The sequence below is a fragment of the Nitrosomonas sp. genome, from assembly GCF_019752095.1.
In the GTDB taxonomy this organism is placed as follows: Bacteria; Pseudomonadota; Gammaproteobacteria; order Burkholderiales; family Nitrosomonadaceae; genus Nitrosomonas.
Map to the genome: position 1 here is coordinate 1 of NZ_JAIEMO010000017.1, position 24676 is coordinate 24676.

At 40.6% G+C, this 24676-nt stretch carries 28 protein-coding genes and 1 tRNA gene; 8 read left to right on the forward strand and 21 right to left on the reverse strand.

What is annotated here, in order from left to right:
• Window positions 1–293 precede the first annotated feature (293 nt).
• The 3 genes from K2Q13_RS06395 to K2Q13_RS06405 all read left to right on the forward strand — a co-directional run bounded on the left by K2Q13_RS06395 (window position 294) and on the right by K2Q13_RS06405 (window position 2281).
• On the forward strand, window positions 294–548 hold the full coding sequence (locus tag K2Q13_RS06395; protein ID WP_292920112.1) for a Rho-binding antiterminator: 255 nt from the start codon (window positions 294–296) through the stop codon (window positions 546–548).
• Window positions 549–620: 72 nt separating this feature from the next.
• Window positions 621–1694, forward strand: coding sequence for an A/G-specific adenine glycosylase (mutY, locus tag K2Q13_RS06400; RefSeq protein ID WP_292920162.1), 1074 nt, complete (start codon window positions 621–623; stop codon window positions 1692–1694).
• Between the two features lie 11 nt (window positions 1695–1705).
• On the forward strand, window positions 1706–2281 hold the full coding sequence (locus tag K2Q13_RS06405) for a 5-formyltetrahydrofolate cyclo-ligase (protein ID WP_292920114.1): 576 nt from the start codon (window positions 1706–1708) through the stop codon (window positions 2279–2281).
• Between the two features lie 58 nt (window positions 2282–2339).
• On the opposite strand, the gene K2Q13_RS06410 is transcribed toward K2Q13_RS06405, so the two are convergent.
• The 8 genes from K2Q13_RS06410 to lptC form a co-directional block, all read right to left on the reverse strand.
• Window positions 2340–2954, reverse strand: a complete 615-nt coding sequence (locus tag K2Q13_RS06410; protein WP_292920116.1) for a flavin prenyltransferase UbiX — start codon at window positions 2952–2954, stop codon at window positions 2340–2342.
• A gap of 68 nt (window positions 2955–3022) precedes the next feature.
• On the reverse strand, window positions 3023–3985 hold the full coding sequence (hprK, locus tag K2Q13_RS06415; RefSeq protein WP_292920118.1) for an HPr(Ser) kinase/phosphatase: 963 nt from the start codon (window positions 3983–3985) through the stop codon (window positions 3023–3025).
• Window positions 3972–4439, reverse strand: a complete 468-nt coding sequence (locus tag K2Q13_RS06420; protein ID WP_292920120.1) for a PTS sugar transporter subunit IIA — start codon at window positions 4437–4439, stop codon at window positions 3972–3974. The genes hprK and K2Q13_RS06420 overlap by 14 nt, the downstream gene beginning before the upstream one ends.
• A 122-nt stretch (window positions 4440–4561) precedes the next feature.
• Window positions 4562–4885 carry a ribosome-associated translation inhibitor RaiA gene (gene raiA, locus K2Q13_RS06425; RefSeq protein ID WP_292920122.1) on the reverse strand — a complete coding sequence of 108 codons (324 nt, stop codon included), beginning with the start codon at window positions 4883–4885 and terminating at the stop codon, window positions 4562–4564.
• Window positions 4886–4903: 18 nt separating this feature from the next.
• Window positions 4904–6352: an RNA polymerase factor sigma-54 gene (locus tag K2Q13_RS06430; protein WP_292920124.1), complete on the reverse strand. Its 1449-nt coding sequence runs from the start codon at window positions 6350–6352 to the stop codon at window positions 4904–4906.
• Window positions 6353–6406: 54 nt separating this feature from the next.
• Window positions 6407–7129, reverse strand: a complete 723-nt coding sequence (gene lptB / locus K2Q13_RS06435; protein WP_292920126.1) for an LPS export ABC transporter ATP-binding protein — start codon at window positions 7127–7129, stop codon at window positions 6407–6409.
• 38 nt (window positions 7130–7167) lie between these two features.
• Window positions 7168–7698, reverse strand: a complete 531-nt coding sequence (gene lptA / locus K2Q13_RS06440) for a lipopolysaccharide transport periplasmic protein LptA (RefSeq protein ID WP_292920128.1) — start codon at window positions 7696–7698, stop codon at window positions 7168–7170.
• Between the two features lie 11 nt (window positions 7699–7709).
• The gene (gene lptC / locus K2Q13_RS06445; protein WP_292920130.1) at window positions 7710–8273 is read right to left on the reverse strand and encodes an LPS export ABC transporter periplasmic protein LptC; all 564 of its coding nucleotides are present in this window, start codon (window positions 8271–8273) and stop codon (window positions 7710–7712) included.
• Between the two features lie 222 nt (window positions 8274–8495).
• On the opposite strand from lptC, the gene nadA reads away from it, so the two are divergent.
• The 5 genes from nadA (at window position 8496) to smbP (ending at window position 13265) form a co-directional block, all read left to right on the forward strand.
• Window positions 8496–9593 (forward strand): quinolinate synthase NadA, encoded by a 1098-nt coding sequence (gene nadA, locus K2Q13_RS06450; protein WP_292920164.1) that lies wholly within the window; start codon window positions 8496–8498, stop codon window positions 9591–9593.
• 73 nt (window positions 9594–9666) lie between these two features.
• Window positions 9667–10839, forward strand: a complete 1173-nt coding sequence (gene clsB, locus K2Q13_RS06455) for a cardiolipin synthase ClsB (protein WP_292920132.1) — start codon at window positions 9667–9669, stop codon at window positions 10837–10839.
• Window positions 10840–10888: 49 nt separating this feature from the next.
• On the forward strand, window positions 10889–11926 hold the full coding sequence (locus K2Q13_RS06460; RefSeq protein ID WP_292920134.1) for an L-threonylcarbamoyladenylate synthase: 1038 nt from the start codon (window positions 10889–10891) through the stop codon (window positions 11924–11926).
• 15 nt (window positions 11927–11941) lie between these two features.
• Entirely contained in the window at window positions 11942–12709 is a 768-nt protein-coding gene (locus K2Q13_RS06465; RefSeq protein ID WP_292920136.1) for an HAD family hydrolase, read from the forward strand.
• Window positions 12710–12902: 193 nt separating this feature from the next.
• On the forward strand, window positions 12903–13265 hold the full coding sequence (gene smbP / locus K2Q13_RS06470) for a small metal-binding protein SmbP (protein WP_292920137.1): 363 nt from the start codon (window positions 12903–12905) through the stop codon (window positions 13263–13265).
• Window positions 13266–13326: 61 nt separating this feature from the next.
• Here smbP and K2Q13_RS06475 read toward each other — a convergent pair whose 3' ends face one another.
• The 13 genes from K2Q13_RS06475 to K2Q13_RS06535 all read right to left on the reverse strand — a co-directional run bounded on the left by K2Q13_RS06475 (window position 13327) and on the right by K2Q13_RS06535 (window position 24487).
• A complete protein-coding gene (locus K2Q13_RS06475; RefSeq protein ID WP_292920139.1) occupies window positions 13327–14385 on the reverse strand; it encodes a peptidoglycan DD-metalloendopeptidase family protein in 1059 nt (352 codons plus the stop codon).
• Window positions 14386–14403: 18 nt separating this feature from the next.
• Complete coding sequence (locus K2Q13_RS06480) at window positions 14404–15066, reverse strand: protein-L-isoaspartate(D-aspartate) O-methyltransferase (protein ID WP_292920141.1); 663 nt, start codon at window positions 15064–15066, stop codon at window positions 14404–14406.
• A 46-nt stretch (window positions 15067–15112) separates the two neighbouring features.
• A complete protein-coding gene (gene surE / locus K2Q13_RS06485; RefSeq protein ID WP_292920143.1) occupies window positions 15113–15853 on the reverse strand; it encodes a 5'/3'-nucleotidase SurE in 741 nt (246 codons plus the stop codon).
• Between the two features lie 93 nt (window positions 15854–15946).
• Window positions 15947–16023, reverse strand: a tRNA-Pro gene (locus K2Q13_RS06490).
• A gap of 60 nt (window positions 16024–16083) precedes the next feature.
• A complete protein-coding gene (locus K2Q13_RS06495; RefSeq protein WP_292920145.1) occupies window positions 16084–16464 on the reverse strand; it encodes a MerR family transcriptional regulator in 381 nt (126 codons plus the stop codon).
• The gene (locus tag K2Q13_RS06500) at window positions 16442–16750 is read right to left on the reverse strand and encodes an integration host factor subunit alpha (protein WP_106706811.1); all 309 of its coding nucleotides are present in this window, start codon (window positions 16748–16750) and stop codon (window positions 16442–16444) included. The genes K2Q13_RS06495 and K2Q13_RS06500 overlap by 23 nt, the downstream gene beginning before the upstream one ends.
• Before the next feature lie 149 nt (window positions 16751–16899).
• Complete coding sequence (gene pheT, locus K2Q13_RS06505) at window positions 16900–19266, reverse strand: phenylalanine--tRNA ligase subunit beta (protein ID WP_292920150.1); 2367 nt, start codon at window positions 19264–19266, stop codon at window positions 16900–16902.
• 49 nt (window positions 19267–19315) lie between these two features.
• Window positions 19316–20335 (reverse strand): phenylalanine--tRNA ligase subunit alpha, encoded by a 1020-nt coding sequence (pheS, locus tag K2Q13_RS06510; protein ID WP_292920152.1) that lies wholly within the window; start codon window positions 20333–20335, stop codon window positions 19316–19318.
• 112 nt (window positions 20336–20447) lie between these two features.
• Window positions 20448–20807, reverse strand: a complete 360-nt coding sequence (gene rplT, locus K2Q13_RS06515; RefSeq protein ID WP_292920154.1) for a 50S ribosomal protein L20 — start codon at window positions 20805–20807, stop codon at window positions 20448–20450.
• A gap of 11 nt (window positions 20808–20818) precedes the next feature.
• Window positions 20819–21016, reverse strand: coding sequence for a 50S ribosomal protein L35 (rpmI, locus tag K2Q13_RS06520; protein ID WP_292920156.1), 198 nt, complete (start codon window positions 21014–21016; stop codon window positions 20819–20821).
• Window positions 21017–21128: 112 nt separating this feature from the next.
• Complete coding sequence (gene infC, locus K2Q13_RS06525) at window positions 21129–21701, reverse strand: translation initiation factor IF-3 (protein ID WP_365725433.1); 573 nt, start codon at window positions 21699–21701, stop codon at window positions 21129–21131.
• Window positions 21702–21735: 34 nt separating this feature from the next.
• Window positions 21736–23643: a threonine--tRNA ligase gene (gene thrS / locus K2Q13_RS06530; RefSeq protein ID WP_292920159.1), complete on the reverse strand. Its 1908-nt coding sequence runs from the start codon at window positions 23641–23643 to the stop codon at window positions 21736–21738.
• An 88-nt stretch (window positions 23644–23731) separates the two neighbouring features.
• Window positions 23732–24487, reverse strand: a complete 756-nt coding sequence (locus K2Q13_RS06535) for a hypothetical protein (protein WP_292920161.1) — start codon at window positions 24485–24487, stop codon at window positions 23732–23734.
• Between the last annotated feature and the right edge of the window lie 189 nt (window positions 24488–24676).

Below are 24676 nucleotides of genomic sequence, written 5' to 3' on the forward strand. Positions count from 1 at the left end.
TTCCCGGAATTCCTGACTATAGCGTGTTCACGGTAATTTCATCTTCGTCCTCCATTTCATGCCTTCATTTTATGAAATGTTGGACTCCATGAAAATCAGCATACCTCAAAGCTTACCGAACTATGAATCAAATCAACTTATTCAGAACCTCACTTCTTTAAACGCTCGAATGACTTGATCCTAATAGACGCCATCATTGATGAATTGCCCTCAAATTCGCAAAAGCCTTATCAACTTGCAACTAGGATCGAGTATATTATGCTTTATTAGATATATTAAAAGAATTCATAACTATGACTGAGAACGCAATTTCGTGTGAGCAGCATGATTTCGTGGAAGTTGCTTGCATGTATCGCTATCGACTCCAACTCGTTTTAAAAAATAGGCAGATGATCGAAGGCACAGCAATCGATATTGTTAATTCTCCAGAAAAACAGGAATGTTTGGTTATCGAAAATGACTCAAGATTGCAGATCGAGCTAACGCAGCTTGCAAAGATGGCAGTGTTGACACCCAACGCCAAATTTCGCGAAGTTATCTTCGAGTAGAATATTGCCAAGAAAACCTGTATTTCATTGTTCCCAATGCTCCAGTTATCGGAGCAGACTATCCCTGCCACTATGTCAGCCTTCGCAGAACAATTAATTATCTGGCATGATCAACATGGCCGCCACCATTTACCGTGGCAAAAGAATCGTGACCCTTATGCAATCTGGCTGTCAGAAATCATGTTACAACAAACTCAGGTCAATATGGTAATCCCGTATTATGCGCGATTCATGCAGAAATTCCCGACAATTAGCAGTCTCGCGCAGGCCCCGCTTGATGCGGTACTAAGTCTCTGGAGTGGCCTTGGCTATTACGCGCGCGCGCGTAATCTGCACGTAACAGCTCGCAAAGTGATGCATCACTATCAAGGACAATTTCCCTGCACACGAGAAGCTATTCAGCACTTACCTGGAATTGGGCGCTCCACAGCAGCCGCGATAGCCGTTTTTGCCTTTGGTCAGTGTGAAGCAATTTTGGATGGCAATGTCAAACGAATCTTAGCACGTTATTTTGGAATTTCCGGTTTTCCTGGAGAAACCAAAACTCAGAATCTGCTATGGAAAAAGGCCGAAGAATCGTTGCCAATCCACCATCAAAATGGCAAGATTGAAACCTATACTCAAGCGTTGATGGATTTAGGCACTGCGGTTTGTACTCGGCGTGCTCCGCTATGTAAAGCTTGCCCGTTGCAATCGGAGTGTGTTGCGCTGAAAGAAAATCGTGTGGATCAGCTTCCCACCACCAAACCTCGCAAGCCATTACCACAGAAAGAAACTACCTTCCTGTTGTTGATGCAACAGCAGAATATACTGCTGGAACAAAGACCAGCTCCAGGCATCTGGGGAGAATTATGGTGTCCACCTGAAATTGGAATCGGAATAGATGTTATAACTTATTGCCAACACAATTTAAATATTGAAGTGCGAGCATTGATTGAGTTGCCCATACTAGACCATCAATTCACACATTTCAAATTACGCATACACCCGCAACTACTACAAGTAACCTCTTCAGAATCGCTGGCTACACTACCCAAATTTATTTGGACCAAACCATCCGATGCACTTGCAAAGGGGATTCCAGCGCCCGTCAGGAAATTGCTAAAACAAACTTTTTTATCTAAATTTTCTCCGTACAGGATTTAAAAAAAGAAATTATGGAAGAACTATCGGAATGGAAAAAGCAGCAGCGTAAACAATTGATCTCAGCTCGCGAGAGCATTCCAGAGAAATCACATATGGAATGGAGCCAGGCAATTTCAAGTTTTCTTACACAAGAGTTGCCAAAACCGCAGAAAATGATTATTGGTATCTATTGTCCATTTCGCGGTGAATACGATCCGCGACTCATTACTCAGTATTTAACCCAACACGGCGCCACACTTGCACTACCAGAAATCATCGCCAAGGATAAACCATTACGCTTCCGTGAATGGTTACCGGATACACCGATGAAAAATGGTGCTTACGGTATCCCGATCCCAATAGACACCAAGATTGTCCGGCTCGATGCGGTGATTATTCCAATGGTGGGATTTGATCAGCAGGGTTATCGGTTAGGTTATGGCAGTGGTTTTTTTGACCGGACACTCGATAGTTACCAACGACAACCACTCAGTATTGGCGTCGCTTTTGAAATACAGCGACTAGATAATATTTACCCACAACCACATGATATTTCGATGCATTATGTAGTTACAGAAGCAGGGAGCTTTCAAACTAAGAGTTATTAACTATCCCTCGTAATATCTCTTCAAAATGCTAATGAATAATCGTTTGAAATAACAGAAATTAGCTCTCAGCTCCCCAACGGGGAATTAGGGTATGCTTGACCTCCAGATGATCGAGAATTCTGGCAACAACAAAATCCACCATATCCTGTATCGTTTTCGGGTGATGATAAAAACCTGGATTGGCCGGAAGAATTACAGTGCCTGCACGCGCCAATTTAAGCATATTCTCCAGATGAATCGCTGAAAACGGCATCTCCCTAGGGACAATAATGAGCGATCGATTTTCCTTTAACGTGACATCGGCGGCACGCTCGATCAAGTTTTGACTCATACCTGCAGCTATTGCTGCCAAAGTTCCCATGGTACAAGGACAAATCACCATTGCATCAGCAGGATTTGATCCCGAAGCAACGGGTGCAAACCATTCTTCACGTCCAAAAACATGCAATTGCCCTTCTTGAGCATGGAATTGGCGACCCAAAAAAGCTTGCGCTTCTTTAGCACTAGCAGGCAGTGTAAAATTCATTTCCTGTTGCGCGACAATCTGCGCTACTTTTGAATACAGCAAATTAACCTGTTTACCACTTTGCAACAACATCTCGAGTAAACGAATCCCATACGGCATCCCGGATGCGCCGGTCAGCGCCAAGGTAATTGTATGAGGATTTTCCATCGAAATTTATTTTAGGTCGAAAAACTACACTCAAAGTTTAACCATAAGCAACTAAACACAAAGCTATCCTAACGCGGATCTTTCGCTTCTATTTGATGATTCATTTCTCGTTCATGTCGTTCGATAAACTCTTTCGTACCATCTATTCCACGCAGTTGCAAGACATAATTTCGCACTGCTGCTTCCACCAGAACAGCCAAATTACGACCTGCTGCGACAGGAATAATTACCTTCGGAATATCGACGCTCATAATGTTCTCAGTAAGATCACTAATCGGCAATCGCTCTAATAAGCCGGAACCTGCTCCTCCACTATTTTGCAAGTGTACAATAAGCTTCATATTTTTCCGACGTCGCACTGCAGTTTCGCCGAAAATTGTACGGATATTCAGCATACCTAATCCACGCACTTCCAAATAATCCCTCAACATTGGAGGACAAAGACCTTCCAATGTTTCTGGAGCAATGCGTCGTAATTCGACGACATCATCCGCTACTAAACCATGGCCACGGCTAATCAATTCCAGAGCCAATTCACTTTTACCGACGCCACTCTCACCCGTTATCATCACTCCCACACCCAACACGTCTAAAAGCACACCATGCAAGCTACAAGATGGCGCCAACACGCTGCTCAGGTAAGTGCGTATCAACCAGATTACTTCCAGACCGGGATAAGGAGAATGGAGCAACGGAATATTGAATGTGCTGGTCATATTGAAGATAGGTGCTGGTACTTCAGCATTGTCCGCAACAATAATACAAGCCAAGTTACTCTGCTGAGTAAGTTGATTGATTTTTTTCTCCAGAGAAGCAGCTTCCAATTTTTTTAAATAATGAATCTCGTCGATGCTAATTACCTGAATCCAATCCGGATGAATAAAATTTAAATGACCAATCATACCCTGACCTGATTGCGCAATCTTCTCATCGCTCAATTCAATAGCTCCGCCACTTTGTCCTGCAATCCAGGTAAGTTTAAGCTTATCCTTTTTATCGTCAAAGAGTTGAGCAATACTAATTCGCGACATCGGGTTTCCAATCAACAATAAGTTTATGAATCGCTGCAGCGTCTTTACACTGCAAAAGACTTTCACGAAATGGCTTATCACTAAACATTTGTGCCAATTCACTTAAAATCTGCAAGTGCTTGTCAGTCGCTTTTTCTGGAACCAGCAAAATACAAGCAATGTTAACCGGCTGGCCATCAGGTGCATCAAAGGGTATCCCCTCTTTCATTGTCACCAAAGCAGCCACTGCTTCACGCAACCCCTTTATACGCCCATGCGGAATAGCTACACCTTGCCCCAAGCCAGTTGAGCCAAGTTTTTCGCGTGCAAACAAACTATCAAAAACCTGACTGCGAGCAATCTGATTCGTATTCTCAAACAATAATCCAGCTTGCTCAAAAACACGTTTCTTACTAGTAACATCTAAATCGACAATAACATTTGAAGCGGGTAACAGTTGTGAAATTTGATTCATGAGAAATAAGGTTGCTTCATTCAAACGGCAGTACAAAATGAAATGTTTTGAACGTAGTTAAATTGTGTTCATGGGAATACATTATTTTTATCTGAGAAAACTGGATGACTGATAAACTCGAATTATCCAAAATCTTGATCTTTCAATGAGCCATGATTCCGACGCTCAAGATTCTTTTCTTTATGCTTGAGTATCTGTCGATCCAATTTATCCACCAAACTATCTATAGATGCATACATATCCTCACTGTCAGCTTCGACAAAAATATCTTTACCGCGCACATGTACATTTGCTTCAGCTTTTTGTTTAAGCTTTTCTACTGATAGAATGACGCTAACATCAATCACATGATCAAAATGGCGTGTAACTTTACCGATTTTTGAGGTCACGTAATCTCGCATTGCTTCAGTAATTTCTACATGGTTACCAGTAAGTTTAAGGTTCATATTTTTCCTTTATTCTAATTAAATTGATTTGCGAAGATTGGCTGCAGGAATCTGCAATGATTCCCGGTACTTCGCAATGGTACGACGCGCAACAACGATACCTTGTTGTTCAAGAATAGTCGAAATTTTATTATCGCTGAGTGGTTTCCTTGAATTCTCTTCCTGTATTAATTGCTTGATTAATGCGCGAATAGCTGTAGCTGAACAAGCTCCTCCCGAATCGGTAGAAACATGACTACCAAAAAAATATTTAAGCTCAAAAATACCCCGCGGAGTATACATAAATTTTTGTGTCGTTACCCGGGATACTGTTGATTCATGCAGATTTAATGTTTCTGCAATCTCTCTTAACACAAGCGGACGCATCGCTACTTCTCCATGTTCAAAAAATTGCTGCTGACGCTTTACAATGACACCCGCAACTTTAAGGATAGTGCTTGAACGTTGCTGAATATTTTTAATGAGCCATTTCGCTTCATTTAATTGACTTATTAAACCACGTGAAGAATGATGTTCTTGTTTCAATATGTTAGCATATAGATGATTAATATTGAGACGTGGAATCGCACTCATATTAAGGTTTGCCACCCAAACTCCATTTCTTTTTACAACCGTGATATCAGGAACAATGTAACGTTCACTCTGGGAATTAAACTGAATACCAGGCTTAGGATTTAGATGAGTGATCAGTTTCTGGATAGCTTTTAAAGTTTGATCATCACATCCTAATAATTTTTTGACTTGCGCAAAATCGTGCGATGCCAGAACCTTCAAATATTCTTGTACAACTTTTATAGCTTGTATACGGTAGGTAACTTCACCTGGCAATGCTTGTAATTGCAATACTAAGCACTCCTTTAGATTGCGCGCTCCCACACCGGGCGGATCATATTGCTGCAAGTACATGAGTGCGCTCTCCAAATCCTGCAGATCAATCCCTAACTCTGCAGGCAGAAAATCCACCAGCTCACCTAAGTCCTGCAATAAATAACCATCGTCATCCAAGCTATCAATCAGCAGACCAATAATTTTTCTCTCGCGTTCAGATACCTGACTTAAGGATGCCTGAAAATTCAAATGGTCACGTAGACTTAGTGGTTTATCAGGAATCTGCAGCGCTTCACGATCATCATCTTCAAAGGTGTTATAAGTAGAATTATTCTCTTGTAACCATTCAGCATCATGTTCAGAATTTTCTTCCGATAGTGCCTCGCCTTCAGGCTCGGTTACTTCAACTGAAGCGCTGTCAGAATTTGCAGAACTGGAAGATTCTACAGACTCAGGTGAATTATTTACCTCAGATAAACTCCAGTCATCAAGCAGTTCCAATAATGGGTTCTCCTGCACGATCCTCTCGACTTCTTGATTCAGCTCAAGTGTTGACAACTGCAACAGCCGTATGGATTGCTGCAACTGAGGAGTTAGCTTCAGTTGCTGAGTCAGTTTGAGTTGGAGTGTTGGCTTCATGATCCTGAAAAAACAACTGTTACTAAACGATGCAACTTCAATTCCGTCTTTTGCTTACAATCGGAAATGCTCTCCCAAATAAACTTCTCTGACCTTTTCATTATCTATAATTTCTTCCGATCGACCTTTTGCAAGCACATGACCTTCACTGATAATATACGCTCGATCGCAAATCCCTAATGTTTCCCGGACATTATGATCAGTAATCAACACGCCAATTTTTCGTTCTTTAAGAAAAGCAATTACTTTTTGTATATCTAGAACTGCAATTGGATCAACTCCCGCAAAAGGTTCATCTAACAAAATAAAACGAGGTTGCGATGCCAGAGCACGGGCTATTTCAACTCGGCGGCGCTCACCTCCCGATAAACTAATAGCAGGATTATTACGCAAATGACTGATATGCAAATCGTGTAATAAGTCATCTAAATACCGCTGTTTTCTATCTTCATCCAGATTCTGCAACTCTAATACTGCAAGAATATTTTCTTCGACCGTCAAACGCCGGAAAATGGATGCTTCCTGTGGCAAATAACTTAATCCAAGCTTTGCTCGCTGATGAATCTGCAACAAGCTTAAATCCTGATCATCCAAATAGATACCACCCCCATCAAGAGGCAATAGACCAACAATCATATAAAAACAAGTTGTTTTTCCGGCGCCATTGGGCCCAAGCAAACCAATCACTTCACCGCTACTCAGTGAAAAAGAAACATCTTCCACTACCGTACGCGACTTATATCGCTTTTTTAAATTATTAGCCTTTAACTCACTCATGCTATGCAATTACATCCATCTTTAACTAGGTGGCTAAATTATTCAGGTTTATTTTTTGGTTGAATTGTTATTCGTACCCGCTTATCAGGTCCCGTTTCAACCCCACGCTCTTTACTACTAATCACCTGAAAAAATTCACTATTCATATCATAGGAAATGTAATCACCCAACACTTCATCTTCACCACGTATTAACCGCGCCTGACGGAATAATTCAATTTTTTCTGATTTACTATCGTATTCAGCCCGCTCGCTCCAACCTTCAACATATTCATTCATTCGATCACGCTTCTGACGAAAACTGACAAGATTTCCCGTAGCGGTTGCATGCCGAAATCCTTGCGAGTCTTCTTTCATAATTACTTTGTCGGCATTAATGCGCAGGGTTCCCTGCGTGAGGATTACGTTTCCGGTAAAAACACTGATCCGGCTGCCCTCTTTTCGATTCACATCTTCTACAGTCGCACGATCTGCCTCCAAATGAATGGGCTTTTCACGGTCAGCTCGCTCAGCCCAAACAGTCGGAATAAAGAATAAACCCCAAAAACCCACAATCATCAGTAGCTTCATAATTTGATTAATTAGTTATTAACAGCGCTTACTTTCGACATAAGCTGTATCTTTCCGATACGATTGTTGAACTCTAAACCGGTCGCATGAATTATAGTATTCAATTTTGTAATGGTCACAGCTTGCTCTGTCTTTACTAAATTTTCATCTGGAATAAGGTACAAAGAATCAGTATTGAGCGTTATCTTATTTTTGTCATCATCATTGCCTCTAGTTGCGGATACATTTCCTGTTAAGTAAATATTTTCCCCTTTATTTTTTATTTCGGCTTGATCAGCATGCAAGCGTATGAGAGGGTTTCCTGGATCAATATTAATAAAATTTGTCTGTTCCAACTGAGTAACTTTCTCATCCAAATAATGAAGCAGTTTTTGTGCTGAAAATTCTCGTTGAATACCTCGTTCATGATCCACTCGAATACCAGACAAATCTTCTACAATGTAGTCTGGATTGAGATACACATTATCATTTTTATTTTGTTCAGGCGGTCTGGTTAATAAATCCAACCAGAATGTCAGCAAAATCAAAATAATGAAAAAAATTAGTGGTGAGCTAAAATATGGATGCTTGCTCATTCAGAATTACTCACTCTTTGTTCCGCAAATTTGAATTTGCGGTTACCTTTATTATTAATTATGTACTTTTGCAAATTATATCAGAACACTAATTTTCATTTAATGTATCGGCTTTAGCAACTTTCTCGGCGGAGGCTTTCTAATTTGATAGGTGAATCCATATATTCAATTAGAATGCTGTACATTACTTAATAAATCTTTAGGAAGAATACAATAATGACAATGCCTCAAGAAATTTTTGAATTCGAGCAATATGATCAATTACAGGAAGAAGCGTGCGCACAGCGCATTATCGCAGCCAAAAAAATTCTAGGGAAACGTACCGTGATCCTGGCTCACCACTATCAACGTGCAGATGTATACCGACATGCGGATTTGACGGGCGATTCCTTGAAACTTTCTTTTCTAGCTGCTCAAACCGATGCTGATTATCTAGTTTTCTGCGGGGTACATTTTATGGCTGAAGTTGCGGATATACTCTCGAGCCCAGAGCAAATCGCAATTTTACCCGATCTGGCAGCCGGCTGCTCTATGGCAGATATGGCCAACCTCTCAAATGTCGAACGAGCATGGCGAGAAATCTCGGAAATTCTGAATCCTGACGAAACAATCACCCCCGTCACTTATATCAACTCTGCTGCCGATCTTAAAGCTTTCTGTGGCGAGCACAATGGTATTGTTTGCACATCCAGCAATGCCAATAAAGTACTGCAATGGTCTTTCAAACAACGAGAAAAGGTGCTGTTTTTCCCTGATCAGCATCTTGGTCGCTGGAGTGGGCACCAGCTAGGTATTCCGCTAGAAGAAATGCTTGTGTGGAATTTTGATGAGCCCATGGGTGGATTAACACCGGAGCAAATTAATAAAGCAAAGATACTTCTATGGAAAGGACATTGTTCCGTTCACCAGATGTTTCAACCACAACATATTATCCGTTTTCGTAATCAATACCCCGATGGTATTGTCATTTCACACCCCGAATGTAATTATGAAGTTTGCAAAGCATCGGATTATGTTGGTTCAACCGAATATATTATTAAAACCATTGCTGCAGCAAAAAGCGGGACGCGCTGGCTGGTTGGCACCGAATTGAATTTGGTCAGCCGGATTACAGAAGAATTCAAGTCCCAGGGAAAAATTGTTCAGTTTATGTCGCCCATGGTATGCATGTGTTCGACCATGGCACGAATTGATCCACAACATTTGGCTTGGACATTGGAAAATTTGGTCAATGGCAATATCGTGAATCAAATCAAAGTACCGATTGAAGAAGCAGAACACGCAAGAATAGCATTAGATAGAATGCTGGAGATTTCATAATCATGCTTACCGATATCAGCAGTATATAATCGGGAGACTCGGTTGCCACATCCACAACGAAATTTATCCGTCAATGAAAAACATTCATTTTGTTGAAGGCAACCTTATCACCCTTTTGCACAACGGTGAGGAATATTTCCCGGAACTAGAAGCAGCAATAGAAAAGGCGCAATTTGAAATACATATTGAAACGTATATCCTGGAATACGATGCCATTGGCAGAAAAATTATAGCTGCTTTAAAACGCGCAGCACAACGTGGCTTATCTGTGCATCTGCTACTTGATGGATTTGGCTCACAGAGCCTCTCCACTGCAGAAATAAACTCTATGCTACAGACCGGTATTCAGGTACTGATATTCCGTCCAGAATTTATATTCTCAATGCCACGCCGTTACCGTTTACGCCGGATGCACCGAAAATTGACTCTTATTGATGCTCAAATCGCTTATATCGGTGGAATTAATATCATTGACGATCAGGAAAATCCCGAGAAACTGACTCCACGCTTCGACTATGCTGTTGTTGTTCAAGGCCCACTATTGATTCAAATTCATAAGGCTGTGAAACATTTGTGGATGTTAGTCGCGTGGGTGCATTTTAAAAAACGCTGGGTCACTCCCAACCCTATAAAACCGACCAACAATTCTTGTGGAAATCAGAAAGCTGCATTTGTAATCCGCGATAACTGGCGTCACCGTCGTGATATTGAACACGCTTACCTGGAGGGTATAAACCAAGCACAAACCGAAATTATTATTGCCAACGCTTATTTCCTGCCTGGAAGAAAATTCATTAATGCATTGAAAAATGCTGCTCAACGAGGCGTCAATGTAGAACTCTTATTGCAAGGTAGAATTGAATATCGTCTACAATACCATGCAACTCAGGCGTTATACGAGAATCTATTGCAAGCCGGTATAAAAATTTACGAATATAATCGCAGTTATCTACATGCCAAAGTCGCTGTTATTGATCAATATTGGGCAACAGTAGGTTCATCAAATATTGATCCTTTCAGCTTGCTTCTAGCGCGCGAAGCCAATGTATTCATTGCAGACCATCAGTTTGCCAGCAAGCTGAGAACAAGCCTAAAAACCGCAATTTCACAAGAGTCCTTCCCAGTTACATCAACAGACAAAAGCTTTTTTTCCTTGCGGAATTATGCAGTGAATTGGCTATGTTTTTATATCGTACGCTTATTGCAAGGTGTGCTAGGTTACGATTGGTATGACAATAAACTATAACTTATTAATCACGTTAAGTTTCATTTGAATTTAACACTCAGATATACAGATGGAACAGACAAAGTACACATTCACTCAATCTGACTTATCGTCAGTTCAACTGGATCAAGTTATTACAGCCGCTCAAATTTTGTGCTCAGGTGGTACAGTAGCCTTTCCAACTGAGACCGTATACGGTCTTGGCGCAGATATTACAAATCCAGCCGCTGTTGATAAGATCTACAAGATAAAACAACGCCCTGCTGATCATCCACTGATCGTTCATATTGGCAATATTTCCCATATGCACTATTGGACTCAGGCCATACCAGAGTCTGCATGGAAATTAGCCAATCACTTTTGGCCCGGACCTTTAACATTAATTCTCCCGCGTAATCATCGCATTCCTGATAATGTTACCGGTGGACAAACTACCGTTGGGCTCCGGTTTCCAGCACATCCTATTGCATCGGCTTTACTGAATGCATTAGGACCAGAAAAAGCCCTAGCTGCACCTTCAGCTAACCGTTTTGGTCGCATTAGTCCAACCTCGGCTGCGCATGTCTATCAGGAATTAGGTAACACTATTGATATGATCCTAGATGGTGGAGCCTGTGAAGTAGGCTTAGAGAGCACCATCGTCAGCTTCCACGATAAAGCACCCCGAATACTGCGACCAGGCAGTATTACGTTATCAGCGATTGAAACAGTATTAAATAGCCCCGTCATTCTTGCACACAATATCGATCAATCAATTAGAACATCTGGATCACTACCGGCACATTATGCGCCGACGACACCCTTAAGATTATATTCAAGTATACAAATTTGGCCGCATGCCCTGACATTAGCTGAAAAAAATTTGCGCGTTCTAGTCATCACTTGGTCAAATACTCATAAACCTAAATTCTCAAATCAATTTATCGAACAATTTTCCATGCCTGCAGACCCAATCATTTACGGTAAACAACTATATGCTAAATTACGCCAGTTTGATCAGGCAGAATTTAATTATTTGCTGATAGAATCACCTCCTGATCATCCTAATTGGTTAGCCATAGCAGATCGCCTACAACGCGCCAGTTATCATTCATCTAACAACAACTGAAATTAACTAACAACAATGAAGAATCAAAAGAAATTACAAGCTGTACTATTTGATGTTGACGGCACGCTCGCCGATACCGAGCAAGATGGTCATCGTGTTGCTTTTAATGCTGCATTTCAACAATTTAATCTCGATTGGAATTGGGACATTGATCTTTATGGCAGGCTACTAGAAGTTACTGGCGGAAAAGAACGGATTCGCTATTACATGGAAAATTTTGTTCCTACCGAGCTCAATAGAAACGATGTGACGAATTGGATTGCCACCCTGCACAAAGCTAAAACCAAATACTTTGAATCACAGATGGAAACCGGCAACATCCCCTTGCGTCCCGGTGTTGCACGGTTAATTCAAGAATTGCGACAGGAAAAAATAAAACTTGCGATCGCAACTACAACAACGATGGAAAACGTCACTTCCCTACTTAAATCCACATTAGGTGCAGAATCAATTGGCTGGTTTGACGTCATTGGCGCCGGTGACATTGTTCCATTGAAAAAACCGGCACCCGATATTTATCATTGGGTTCTTAATCAACTTAATTTTCCTGCCCAGCAATGTATCGCAATAGAAGACTCAGAAAATGGCCTGAAATCAGCACGCGCCGCACAAATCCCGACTCTGATCACAGTTAGCGGTTACACTAACCAACAAAGCTTTGATGGCGCTGTTGCCGTTCTGTCTGATCTTGGCGAACCAGCGGAATCATTCACTCACATACAAGGCACAACAATTACCAAAGGATGGATAGATTATGAAATACTCAATAGCTTAATTGATTAGTGATTGAGATTTAAGCTATTTATTATTGATGGTGAATTCAACCTTTTCAGACTATACAAAAAATATAAGTCTTGCTTATCTCAAACGATGCTATAACAGAAAATCGATTGTTATGTTATAAATGTCCATGGGATTATGCTATAGGGATATGGACAATGGATACTTTATTATTAATTGATATGGAGATGGCATTATGAAATCCAGACAACCAAAAATCATTATCGCAGCTATGTGTACATTATCGCTTCTCTTTAGCTCCTCAGCGATCTCTGCATCAAATTCTAGTCACCATACAACTGAAGCTATAAAACATGCAGAAACTGCACACATACATGGCAAAGCAGGACACGTCAAGACCTTATTAGAATATGCACAGGAAAGCCTTACTCATGCAAAAGCTGCAGAAAATGAGCTGGCAGCATCACATCACCGCATAACGGAGTCTATCAAACATCTGAAAAAAGCCATCGCCCGCGCTAAAAAAGATGATTCTGAGGCAGCAACAAAACACACCCTACAAGCTCTAGAGTATATGCAGCACCCAGTTTCAGAGTGAGGTAGTATTAGTTATGATGGCTGTCCTACCATTCGCTAATTTAACTTTATCGTTTCCTCAGTTAGGATTGATTGGGTAGATATTCCAATGGATCAACTGGTTTACCATGTTTACGTATCTCAAAGTGCAACTGGGTCATATCTGTATCAGTATTTCCCATTTCTGCAATTTTTTGCCCTCTTGCCACAGCATCCCCTTCTTTAACCAGTAGCCTGCTGTTATGCGCATAAGCACTGAGAAATATATTGTTATGCTTGATAATGATCAGATTACCATAACCACGAAGGCCATGCCCACTGTAGACCACCTCACCAGCAGCCGAAGCCAATATTGGCTGTCCTGCCTGACCTGATATCTTTACACCCTTGGAATTATTGGAAAAAGATGATAGTAATTTTCCTGCTGTAGGCCAGATCCATTCAGCAACAGAATGACTAGCCAGCATATCTGATCTTGACGACTCCGGTTGGGGAGCAGTTTCAATTTTAGTATTTGCTGTCGCAGGAGGAGAAACTGGGAAAGACTGCGATGCGGATGGCAAGTTATTATTCGCTGGATATTGTAATCGAGCCACATTCTGTTCTGAAAAAGGCAACTTAAGAGCTTTTGGGCTCGTTTTTAGCTTATCCATATTTGCTGCGGAAGTTGCGAAATCAGAAGAATCTATGCTCGGCTCAATAGTTGTAGCTATCGGTTGCTGAGGTAAAGCAAACAATATAGGTTGTGAATCGCTTATCGATGTAGACAAGCTAATTTTTTGCCCTAGTTTGATAGAGCTTGGATCAGTAATTCCATTCCACTCCGCTAATTTTTTATAATCAATATTGTTCTTAAGCGCAATTCCATATAGAGTATCCCCTTGCTGCACGATATAGAATTGACCATCTAGGTTATTGGTTTCAACCAACCTAGCTGACCCAGTAGAATCGATTTTCACACGATCGACGACGGTCACAGGCGGTTGTGTTGTGCTACATCCCAACAGAAAAAGATAGGTAGCGAGCAGCAAATAAAAATTACATGTGCATGATCTTGATTTTCTTCCAATAAAAATAAATAACTTAACGATACAATTACAGCTATCAGTATTGGTCAGTTTAATCATTGCAACATTTGTCATTTTATGTTCCCTGAACTACTATTTTTTTATAACCCCCCCCAACAAGGGGACAAAATTTACCTCTTCCAGTACAGTCTCATTATAACCTTGAGAATTGCGCTCGATGACACACAAATTCTGCTTCTGAGTCCCTTTCGGAAAAATCATTCTGCCACCAACAACTATTTGTTCTAATAATGAAGTAGGAACATGTGTGGTTACAGCTGTCATGATAATACCATCAAATGGCCCAGCTTCTGCAAGTCCAAGTAAACCATCTGCATGTTTTAAATAAACATTCCTAATTTGCAATTCTTGCAATCGAATTCTGGTACGCGTTAATAATGGTCCAATGCGTTCTACCGAATATACTTTCTGTGCAATCTTTGCTAGTACAGCAGTTTGATATCCACAACCAGTGCCAATTTCCAACACTTTTTCTAAATTTGGATTTACACGCAATAGTTCGCTCATACGTGCAACAATCCATGGACTAGAAATGGTTTGTCCATAATTTATGGGTAAAGCAACATCTTCGTAAGCTCTGCTTGCAAGAGCTTCTTCAACAAATATATGACGAGGAATTGTACCTATCGCTGACAAAATCACTTCATCAGCAATCCCTTGTGCACGCAAACGCTCAATCATGCGCATGCGCGTACGCTGAGAAGTCATACCAATTCCAGAATGACGCACATTCACCAATTAGTACCCACAAAAATTCATATCAGTTAAACATAGTAGGTACTTAATCTAGCCACCTTGCTATGAGATCCAATTGATCATATCGGGTTAAATCAATTTGCAGCGGAGTCACTGAAACCCGGTCATTTTGAGTTGCATAAAAATCTGTGCCTTCGCCCGCATCCTGTGCCGGACCGGCAGCACCAACCCAGTACATCACTTCACCACGAGGGCTTTGTGATTTGATCACTGGCTCAGCCTTATGGCGTCGTCCCAGTCGAGTAACTTCAACACCTTTAAGTTGCTGATATTCAGTATCCGGCACATTAATATTTAACAAAACCGGGCTCTGAATTTCATTTTCTCTGAAGCGATTCACCATATCAGCTGCAACACGCGCAGCTGTCAAGTAGTTTCCATTAGATGCATTAACCAAAGAAACGGCAAATGAAGGAATTCCCAGTAAGAAACCTTCCGTAGCAGCAGCAACAGTGCCTGAATAAATCGTATCGTCACCCATATTAGCACCTTGGTTAATGCCAGAAATGATCATATCAGGCATTACATCAAGCATACCTGTGACTGCCAGATGAACACAATCCGTTGGTGTTCCATTGACATAATAAAAACCATTATGAGATTTCTGCAAAGTGAGTGGACGATCTAGTGTTAAAGAATTACTGGATCCACTTCGATCCCTTTCAGGGGCGACTACTATAATTTCTGCCATTTTCGAGAGAAAATCAGCAAGGCAAGCAAGACCAGGCGCAAAATAGCCGTCATCATTACTGAGCAATATGCGCATTTTATAAGTTACTGATTATCAATATATAGAAAAAAGGAGATTTCTGCACATCAAACCTTGCTTCAATCATATTTACAGGCATACTCAATCAAATGGTCGGGGCGAGAGGATTCGAACCTCCGACCACTTGCACCCCATGCAAGTACGCTACCAGGCTGCGCTACGCCCCGAATGCATAATTATAGCAAACAAAACACTCAAACTTTTGAAGCTATCACTGAAATGCTACTTTAAGAAAGCAAATGTGACCTAATGCTTTTAATTTCACATCGAACATAATTCAAATCCATCGTCGAAGAAAGAAAATTAATATTGCCTCCATCAGATGCATTTGATTTTGTAATCGTATATTCTAATTGATTCCGTGCTCCGTTGATCGTAAAACCTTGTTCATATAGAAGTTCTCTAATACGGCGTATTAATACAATCTCTTGGTGTTGGTAATAACGACGATTCCCACAACGCTTGACCGGTCTTAGTTGTGAAAATTCCTGTTCCCAATAGCGCAACACATGCGGCTTAACATCACAAAGCACCCCAACTTCCCCAATAGTAAAATAACGTTTAGCAGGAATTGGCAGTAATGTATTATTTGCTTTTTTGTTTTCCATGATAATTTTTTTCTACCAAGGCTTTTAACTTCTGACTAGCATGAAATGTCACTACACGACGTGCAGTAATCGGAATTTCTTCACCTGTTTTTGGGTTTCTGCCAGGACGTTGTGGCTTTGAGCGCAACTGAAAATTGCCAAAACCAGACAACTTAACACCCTCACCATTTTGTAAAGCAGTACGCACTTCCTCATAAAAAGACTCAACCATGTCTTTTGCTTCACGTTTATTTAGTCCGACATTCTCAAATAATAGATCCGCTAATTCAGCTTTTGTTAACGCCATGCTTTACTCCTTTTAGTTATAATTTTTTGTAAATATCCTCACCATATGAGGCGATTCATTAATTAGTAGCACTCTTAGAAAATACAGATTAATAATCTATCAAGACCATTAATCTGCGAAGTAAACTCAAGTATGAATCTTAACAGGCGTCAATTACGCAATTCAGCATCAAACTTATTTTTCAAAATTTTTATTAGGCTAGTTACTGCAGATTCCGCCTGCTCATCTGTCAATGTTTTCTCAGTATCTTGCAACAATACACGGAATGCAAGACTTTTTTTGTTACTTTCCATACCTTTACCGCGATAAATATCAAATAACGATATATCCGATATAATCTGCGATTTCACTGCCCACATACAGGACAGCAATGAGTGTGCATTAATATCATTATCGACAATAATTGCAATATCTCGCCTTACGGGTGGAAATTTAGAAATTTCCTTAACAAACGGCAGAAGTTTTGGCTTCAAACTGTCTAAATCAAGCTCAAACAATATTGTATTTTTTTGCAAACCGTATTTCTTTTGCCAGCGTGGATGCAATTCACCAATCCATCCAATAATTTTGCCTTCATAGTAAATTTCCGCCGATTTACCAGGATGTAATGCCGGGTGAAAGAATTTTTCAAAGTTAATCGGCTTACCTCGGCACAAAACTTCTACATCTGCTTTAATATCATAAAAATCAATGTTTCTTGCTGGCACTCCCCATTGCTCAGATGAAAAATCCCCGTGGCTAAGCCCAGCAATTCTTTCTATTTGTTTACAATCATTCTCGTTTTCACGTATAAAACAACAGCCGACTTCAAACAAGCGCACCCTGACTTGCTTACGATTCAAATTAAACTGCAGGTTAGAAATTAGACCGCCTACTAGCGTACTACGCATCACACTCATCTGACTTGCAATCGGATTCAGCAAGGCAATCGGCTTATGATTTTCTGCGAAATCAGCTTCCCAATCAGCGTCTACAAAAGCATAATTAATAACTTCCTGATAATCACGATCTATTAAGGATTTTTTAATTTCTATCGTGGAATATTGTGTTTCAGACGCTGGCAACATCGCCATACTGGCATGCGGATAATGGATTGGAATATGATCATAACCATAAATGCGCGCCAATTCTTCAACAAAATCTTCTTCTATCGTTAGATCAAAGCGATATGTTGGTGACATTACACTAAAACAATCATTTTCTTCAGAGAATTTAAATCCTAGTCGCTTAAAATAATTAGCTATTTGCTCTTTATTGATGTCGATACCTAGTATCCGTTTTATTCGTTCAATACGCACATCTACTGAAGATCGCTGAGGTAATTCGTGTTTCATTTCAATTACCGTACCTACCTGACCTCCACAAATGTTACGAATCAGGTATGAAGCACGTTCGAGTGCACTTCTTGTTGCAGCAAAATCTACCCCGCGTTCAAAACGATAAGCCGAATCTGAACTAAAACCCAGGTGGAATGACTTGCCGCTGATTACATCAGGACTAAAAAACGCACTTTCTAAGAAAATATCGGTTGTGCCATGCGTCACACCACTCTCCAATCCACCCATGATGCCGGCTAATGCGAGCGGTTTATGCTCGTCTGATATTAAAAGCATCTCTGGAGTCAAATCTATTTGATTACCGTTCAGCAATTGAATTTTTTCCTGTGGTAATGCAAAGCGTACCTGGATAGTTCCAGCTATCTTAGCCAGATTAAAGGCATGCAAGGGCTGACCTGTTTCCAACATCACATAGTTGGTAATATCAACTACAGAATTAATAGACCGTAACCCACTACGTTCTAGTCTCTGTGCCATCCATAATGGCGTTGCCGCATTGAGATTGATATTTCGCAGTATCCGACCACAGTATAGCGGGCAAGCATCCGGGGCAGTTACGTGTACATTCAACGTATCATCAATTTCATTAGAAACAAATTCCAGTGCAAGCGGATGTAAGGCAGTATCCGTTATAGCCGAAACCTCACGAGCTATACCTTGTACACTTAAACAATCAGCTCGATTAGGAGTCAAACTCAATGTAAAAACGCCATCCTCAAGTTCATAATAGCTACGAAAATCAGCACCTACCGGCGCATCATTAGGAAGCAATAACAATCCATCCGAAACTTCACTAATACCTAATTCTTTCGCCGAACATAACATTCCAGCAGAGTCTATACCTCGCAACCTCGTTTTTTTGATTACAAAACCTGGCAAGGTTGCTCCGACCAGCGCGCAAGGCACTTTTACTCCAGCACTTACATTGGGTGCACCACAAACAATCTGCAATAAATCATTATCTGATTTTCCCGTCTTAACATTACAAACTGAGAGTCGATCTGCCGTAGGATGCTTCTCAACTGAAAGAACTTCTGCAACAACCACATTCTTGAACCCTGATGCTACTGGCTCAACATTTTCAACTTCGATGCCGGCCATCGTTAACGTATGCGCAAGCTCGTCACTAGAACAAGGAGGATTAACAAAGCTTCGCAGCCAGATTTCAGAAAATTTCATGAGAATTTACAACTAATACAGTAAGTGTAAGTGCGTACATTTTTCGGATTTAATTAAACTGTCTAAGAAAGCGCAAATCATTTTCAAAAAACAATCTCAAGTCATTAACACCATACCTGAGCATCGTCAAACGCTCCACGCCTAAACCAAAGGCAAATCCAATATATCGTTCGCTATCAATCGCAACATGCTTTAATACATTGGGATGAACCATTCCACATCCGAGCACTTCCAACCAACCCGTATGACTACAAATTCGACAGCCCTCTCCATTACACATTACACAACCAATATCCATCTCAGCAGAAGGTTCAGTAAATGGAAAAAATGATGGTCTGAATCTTACCGGCAAATCATCACGTTCAAAAAATTGTGCCATAAAATTAGCCAGAATACCTTTTAAAGCAGAAAAATTGGCATTCTCATCAATCCATAAGCCTTCTACTTGGTGAAACATTGGTGTATGCGTCACATCAGAATCACATCGATAAACTCGGCCGGGCGCAATCACCTTTATTGGCGCCTTATTGTTCTGCATATAGCGAATTTGAACCGGTGATGTATGTGTTCGTAGCAAATCACCATTATCGATATAAAATGTATCATGCATAGCGCGAGCTGGATGATTTTCTGGAATATTCAATGCTGTAAAATTATAAAAATCTGTTTCTATTTCAGGCCCTGAAACCACATTGAAGCCAATTGAATGGAATAGTGCCTCAATACGCTGCAAAGTCTGTGTTATGGGATGCAGTCCACCAGCACCATGTCCTCTGCTTGGCAAAGTGACATCTAACGCTTCTTCCGTCAGTTTTACTTCTAGCTCTTTGGCTTGAATTGCACTACGTCGATTTCTAAGCGTTGTCTCTAATTGAATCTTTGCTTCATTGATTTGACTACCTATAATAGGGCGCTCTTCAACCCGAAGCTTTCCTAGCCCTTTGAGTAATTCAGTAAGAATGCCATTCTTGCCGAGATAACGCGCTTTAACATTTTCCAATTCTGTAGCATCTTCAATGCTGTTCATCAAACTTTCTGCTTCAGAGATAATTTCTTTCAGATTTTCCATGTAAATTCAGCGTTGAGAATTAAGAATTACTTCTCACTTCATTATTATTTTCATAAGAAAAAGGGAGGCTCAGGTTTTACCCGACCTCCCATCAGCATTTTATCGCTATTAATTATGTCACTAAACTAGCTTTGGCTTGTTCTACGATTTTCTCAAAAGCACTCTTATCAAATACAGCCAAATCAGCCAATACTTTTCTATCCACTTCGATACTAGCTTTTTTGAGACCATTCATAAATACACTATACGACAAACCACACTCACGAGCAGCTGCATTAATCCGCGCAATCCATAAAGCTCTAAATTGTCTTTTACGTTGACGGCGATCACGATATGCATACTGGCCCGCCTTCATAACAGCTTGCTTTGCTATACGATAGACATTCTTTCTACGTCCTCGATAGCCTTTGGCTAAATCTAATATTTTTTTGTGCCGCGCATGAGCGGTTACACCACGTTTTACTCTAGGCATGTTTACTCCTGTTATGCGTAAGGCATCATAGTGCGGATAGCGGCTTCATTGGTGAAATGAACTTCCGTTACACCTCGTAATTGACGTTTATTTTTTGTTGTTTTTTTTGTTAATATATGGCGTTTGAAAGCTTGCGAGCGCTTAATACTTCCACTTGCTCTAAACCTGAAGCGCTTCGCAGCTCCACTCTTGGTTTTCATCTTGGGCATAAAATACTCCTCATTTAACATGAAACCAGGTGTTTTCATGATAGAAAAACTTTACAGACCTGACAATCACTTATTTTTACATTTAATTACAAAAAATCAAGATCAACACTGCTTACGTTGATGTCAGTGAGTCTTCCTCTGCTACTGTTGATTTATCTGCCTTCGTATCTTTTCTTTTAGGAGATAGTACCATAACCATCTGTCGCCCTTCCATTTTAGGAAACTGTTCCACTATCGCAAAGGACTCTAAATCATCTTTTACACGTTCGAGCAAGCGCATACCAAACTCTTGATGCGCCATTTCACGTCCACGAAAACGCAATGTTACTTTTACCTTGTCGCCTTCATTCAAGAAACTTATTAGATTCCTTAACTTAATATTATAGTCACCTTCATCCGTATTTGGTCTAAACTTAATTTCTTTAATCTGGACTTGCTTCTGCTTTAATTTCGCATCGTGCTTTTTCTTGCTTTCTTGATATCGAAACTTGCCATAATCCATCAATCGGCAAACTGGTGGTTGCGCCGTTGGAGCAATCTCAACCAAATCAACTCCTGCTTCCTCCGCTAAGGCATTTGCATTTGCAAGTAAAACAATACCAACTTGCTCTCCATTCACGCCAATCAAACGCACTTCCGGCGCATCGATCTCTTCATTGATGCGCACTGATTTATCCTGAACTATGGCAAATTCTCCAAAATTAGTTAACTAAAAGAAATCACACTCTTGACGAACGCTCTTCATTAAACCGCGCGAGGAAGTCTGGCAATGTCATTTGACCAAGATTCTCACCTGCTCGATTACGAACAGCGATTTTATTTGCTCGCACTTCCTCATCTCCAACAATAATTTGATACGGGAGTTTCTGCAAGCTATGCTCTCGAATTTTATAGGTTATCTTCTCATTTCTCAAGTCTAAACTCGCTCTGATACCATTATCTCTTAACTGAGCAGTTACTTCCTGCGCATAATCCATCTGTGTGCGAGAGATGTTTAACACAACAACTTGTTCAGGCGACAACCACAAAGGTAATGCACCCGCATAATTTTCTATCAATATCCCGATGAACCTTTCCATTGAACCAAGTATAGCTCTATGCAGCATGACCGGCACTTGGCGTGAGTTGTCTTCAGCTACATATTCCGCACCCAAGCGATCAGGCATTGAAAAATCTAATTGCAATGTGCCACACTGCCACACACGGCCAATACAATCTTTGAGGGAGAATTCAATCTTTGGGCCATAAAACGCACCTTCGCCTGGTTGTCGCTCCCATTCCAATTTAACTTCATTGAGCGCAGCTTCCAGCGCAGCTTCTGATTTATCCCACTGTGCCTCTGATCCGACGCGCTTTTGCGGGCGAGTTGAAAGCTTTATCAAAATTTCTCGAAAACCAAAATCTGCATAAACAACTTTCAATAAATCGATAAATCCCACAACTTCTTCTTGAATCTGATCTTCAGTACAAAAAATATGCGCATCGTCTTGCGTAAAAGCACGCACTCGCATAATTCCATGCAATGCACCTGATGCTTCATTACGATGACACGAACCAAATTCAGCGAATCGGATAGGCAGCTCACGATAACTTCGCAAACCTTGGTTAAATATTTGCACATGACCAGGACAATTCATCGGCTTAATGGCAAAATCGCGTTCATCTGAATGAGTCGTAAACATATTTTCACGAAAATTCTCCCAATGTCCTGAGCGCACCCACAAATCCTTATCCAGAATTTGAGGCGTTCGTATCTCGTGATAGCCATTTTGATTCAGAATATCTCTCATATACTGCTCTATTTGCTGCCATAGCGTCCATCCTTTAGGATGCCAAAACACCATACCTGGCGCTTCATCTTGCGTATGAAAAAAACTCAGTTGCTTACCAATTTTCCGGTGATCTCTTTTTTCAGCCTCTTCTAATCGATGCAAATAATTTTTCTGATCATCCTTATTAGTCCACGCGGTTCCGTAGATGCGTTGTAGCATTTCGTTGTTTGAATCACCACGCCAATAAGCCCCCGCAACTTTCATCAATTTAAAAATTTTTATTTTTGAAGTGGCAGGCACGTGCGGGCCGCGACAAAGATCAGTAAAATCACCCTGAGAATAAAGTGACAAATCTTCATCACCCGGTATTGATTCAATTATTTGAGCTTTGTAGTGTTCACCTTGTTGCTTAAAGAAATCGATTGCTTTAACTCGCTCCAGTATTTTTCGTTCTATTTTCAAATCTCGTTTACTGATTTCAGTCATCCGCTTCTCAATCGTGGCTAGATCCTCAGGAGTAAATGATCGCTTATAAGAAAAATCATAATAAAACCCCTCATCAATTACTGGCCCAATAGTCACCTGCGCTTCCGGAAACAATTCTTTTACCGCATGCGCTAACAAATGAGCGCAAGAATGTCTAATAACTTCTAATCCTTCACTATCCTTTTCTGTAATAATCGCCAAATCGCTATCGCCTTCAATTTGGCAGCCTAGATCAACCAGTTTCCCATTGATTTTTCCAGCGATAGCTGCACGTGCAAGGCCTGATCCAATAATCATGGCAACATCCATCACACTAACAGGATGATCAAAAATACGTTCAGATCCATCCGGCAAACGAACAACAATCACAAATATTCCTTCAAGTAAATCATATTTAACAAAAATGATATGTCATAAATTATCCCATAACACCGAAAAATTCTGTTCGGACTTAGGGTTATTTCTCAAGTGATGTTTTATACCAGTTATTCATTTTTTGCAAACCATTTAGAATCCTCGGCGCAAAACCAATAGCTACTGCATCAACCAAACAATACCAGGCTGCAACCCCACTAGGCGGGTTTCCTTGGGTCCAATTGAAAACTGGTTCAATAGATGCCCATTTCCAAGTTCCTGCTGCTGTTCCAATAATCTCAAGCCATGTGCAAATAAAAAAGGCGCCCAGATAAACCATCGGTGACCTCCCTTTGAATAAGCAAATAACAAAAATACAAAATAAAAAAGCGCCTACTTGATCGCCTTGCTCCGGTATCCCGCTAATACCCCAGAGCGACCATAATCCACCCGATACAATAACAAAAATTGCCAATTCTTTTGCATACATCAAAAATAATCTTGAGCGAGAAAGGGCCACTGCGGTCAAATAAACCATTCCATGTCCAGGTGGAACATACAATGGTACATTTCCAAATCGATAGGTATAGCCTTCCATGTAAATGGAAGCAAAATGTTCACCTGCAGTCGCAAATGCTACCGCGACTACAACTTGCATGCGCACTTCTTTATTCTCACCAATTAGTAATCCAAGCAAAAAAATCCAAGCTATAACTCCCATCATGTTCTGAGTTTCATAACTTGCGCTGCCATCGATTACCAAGCTTACAGCTACACAAAGAAAAGTAAATCCAGCAATAAAGTAATCTCTATTTCTATGTGGATAAACAACATCCGGCTTTGGAAAATGATTCAACATGCAAAACCTCAACGAATAAAAAGCCCGCCATAGGCGGGCTATTCAAACAATGTCCATTATATCAATATCTAACAAAATATATTTTAGAACATTATTATCTAAAAAGATGAACTATTCATCCTCATCCTCGTCATCACTTTCGTCATCATTACTACCACTATCTTCGCTTTCTTCTTCCTCATCGTCCTC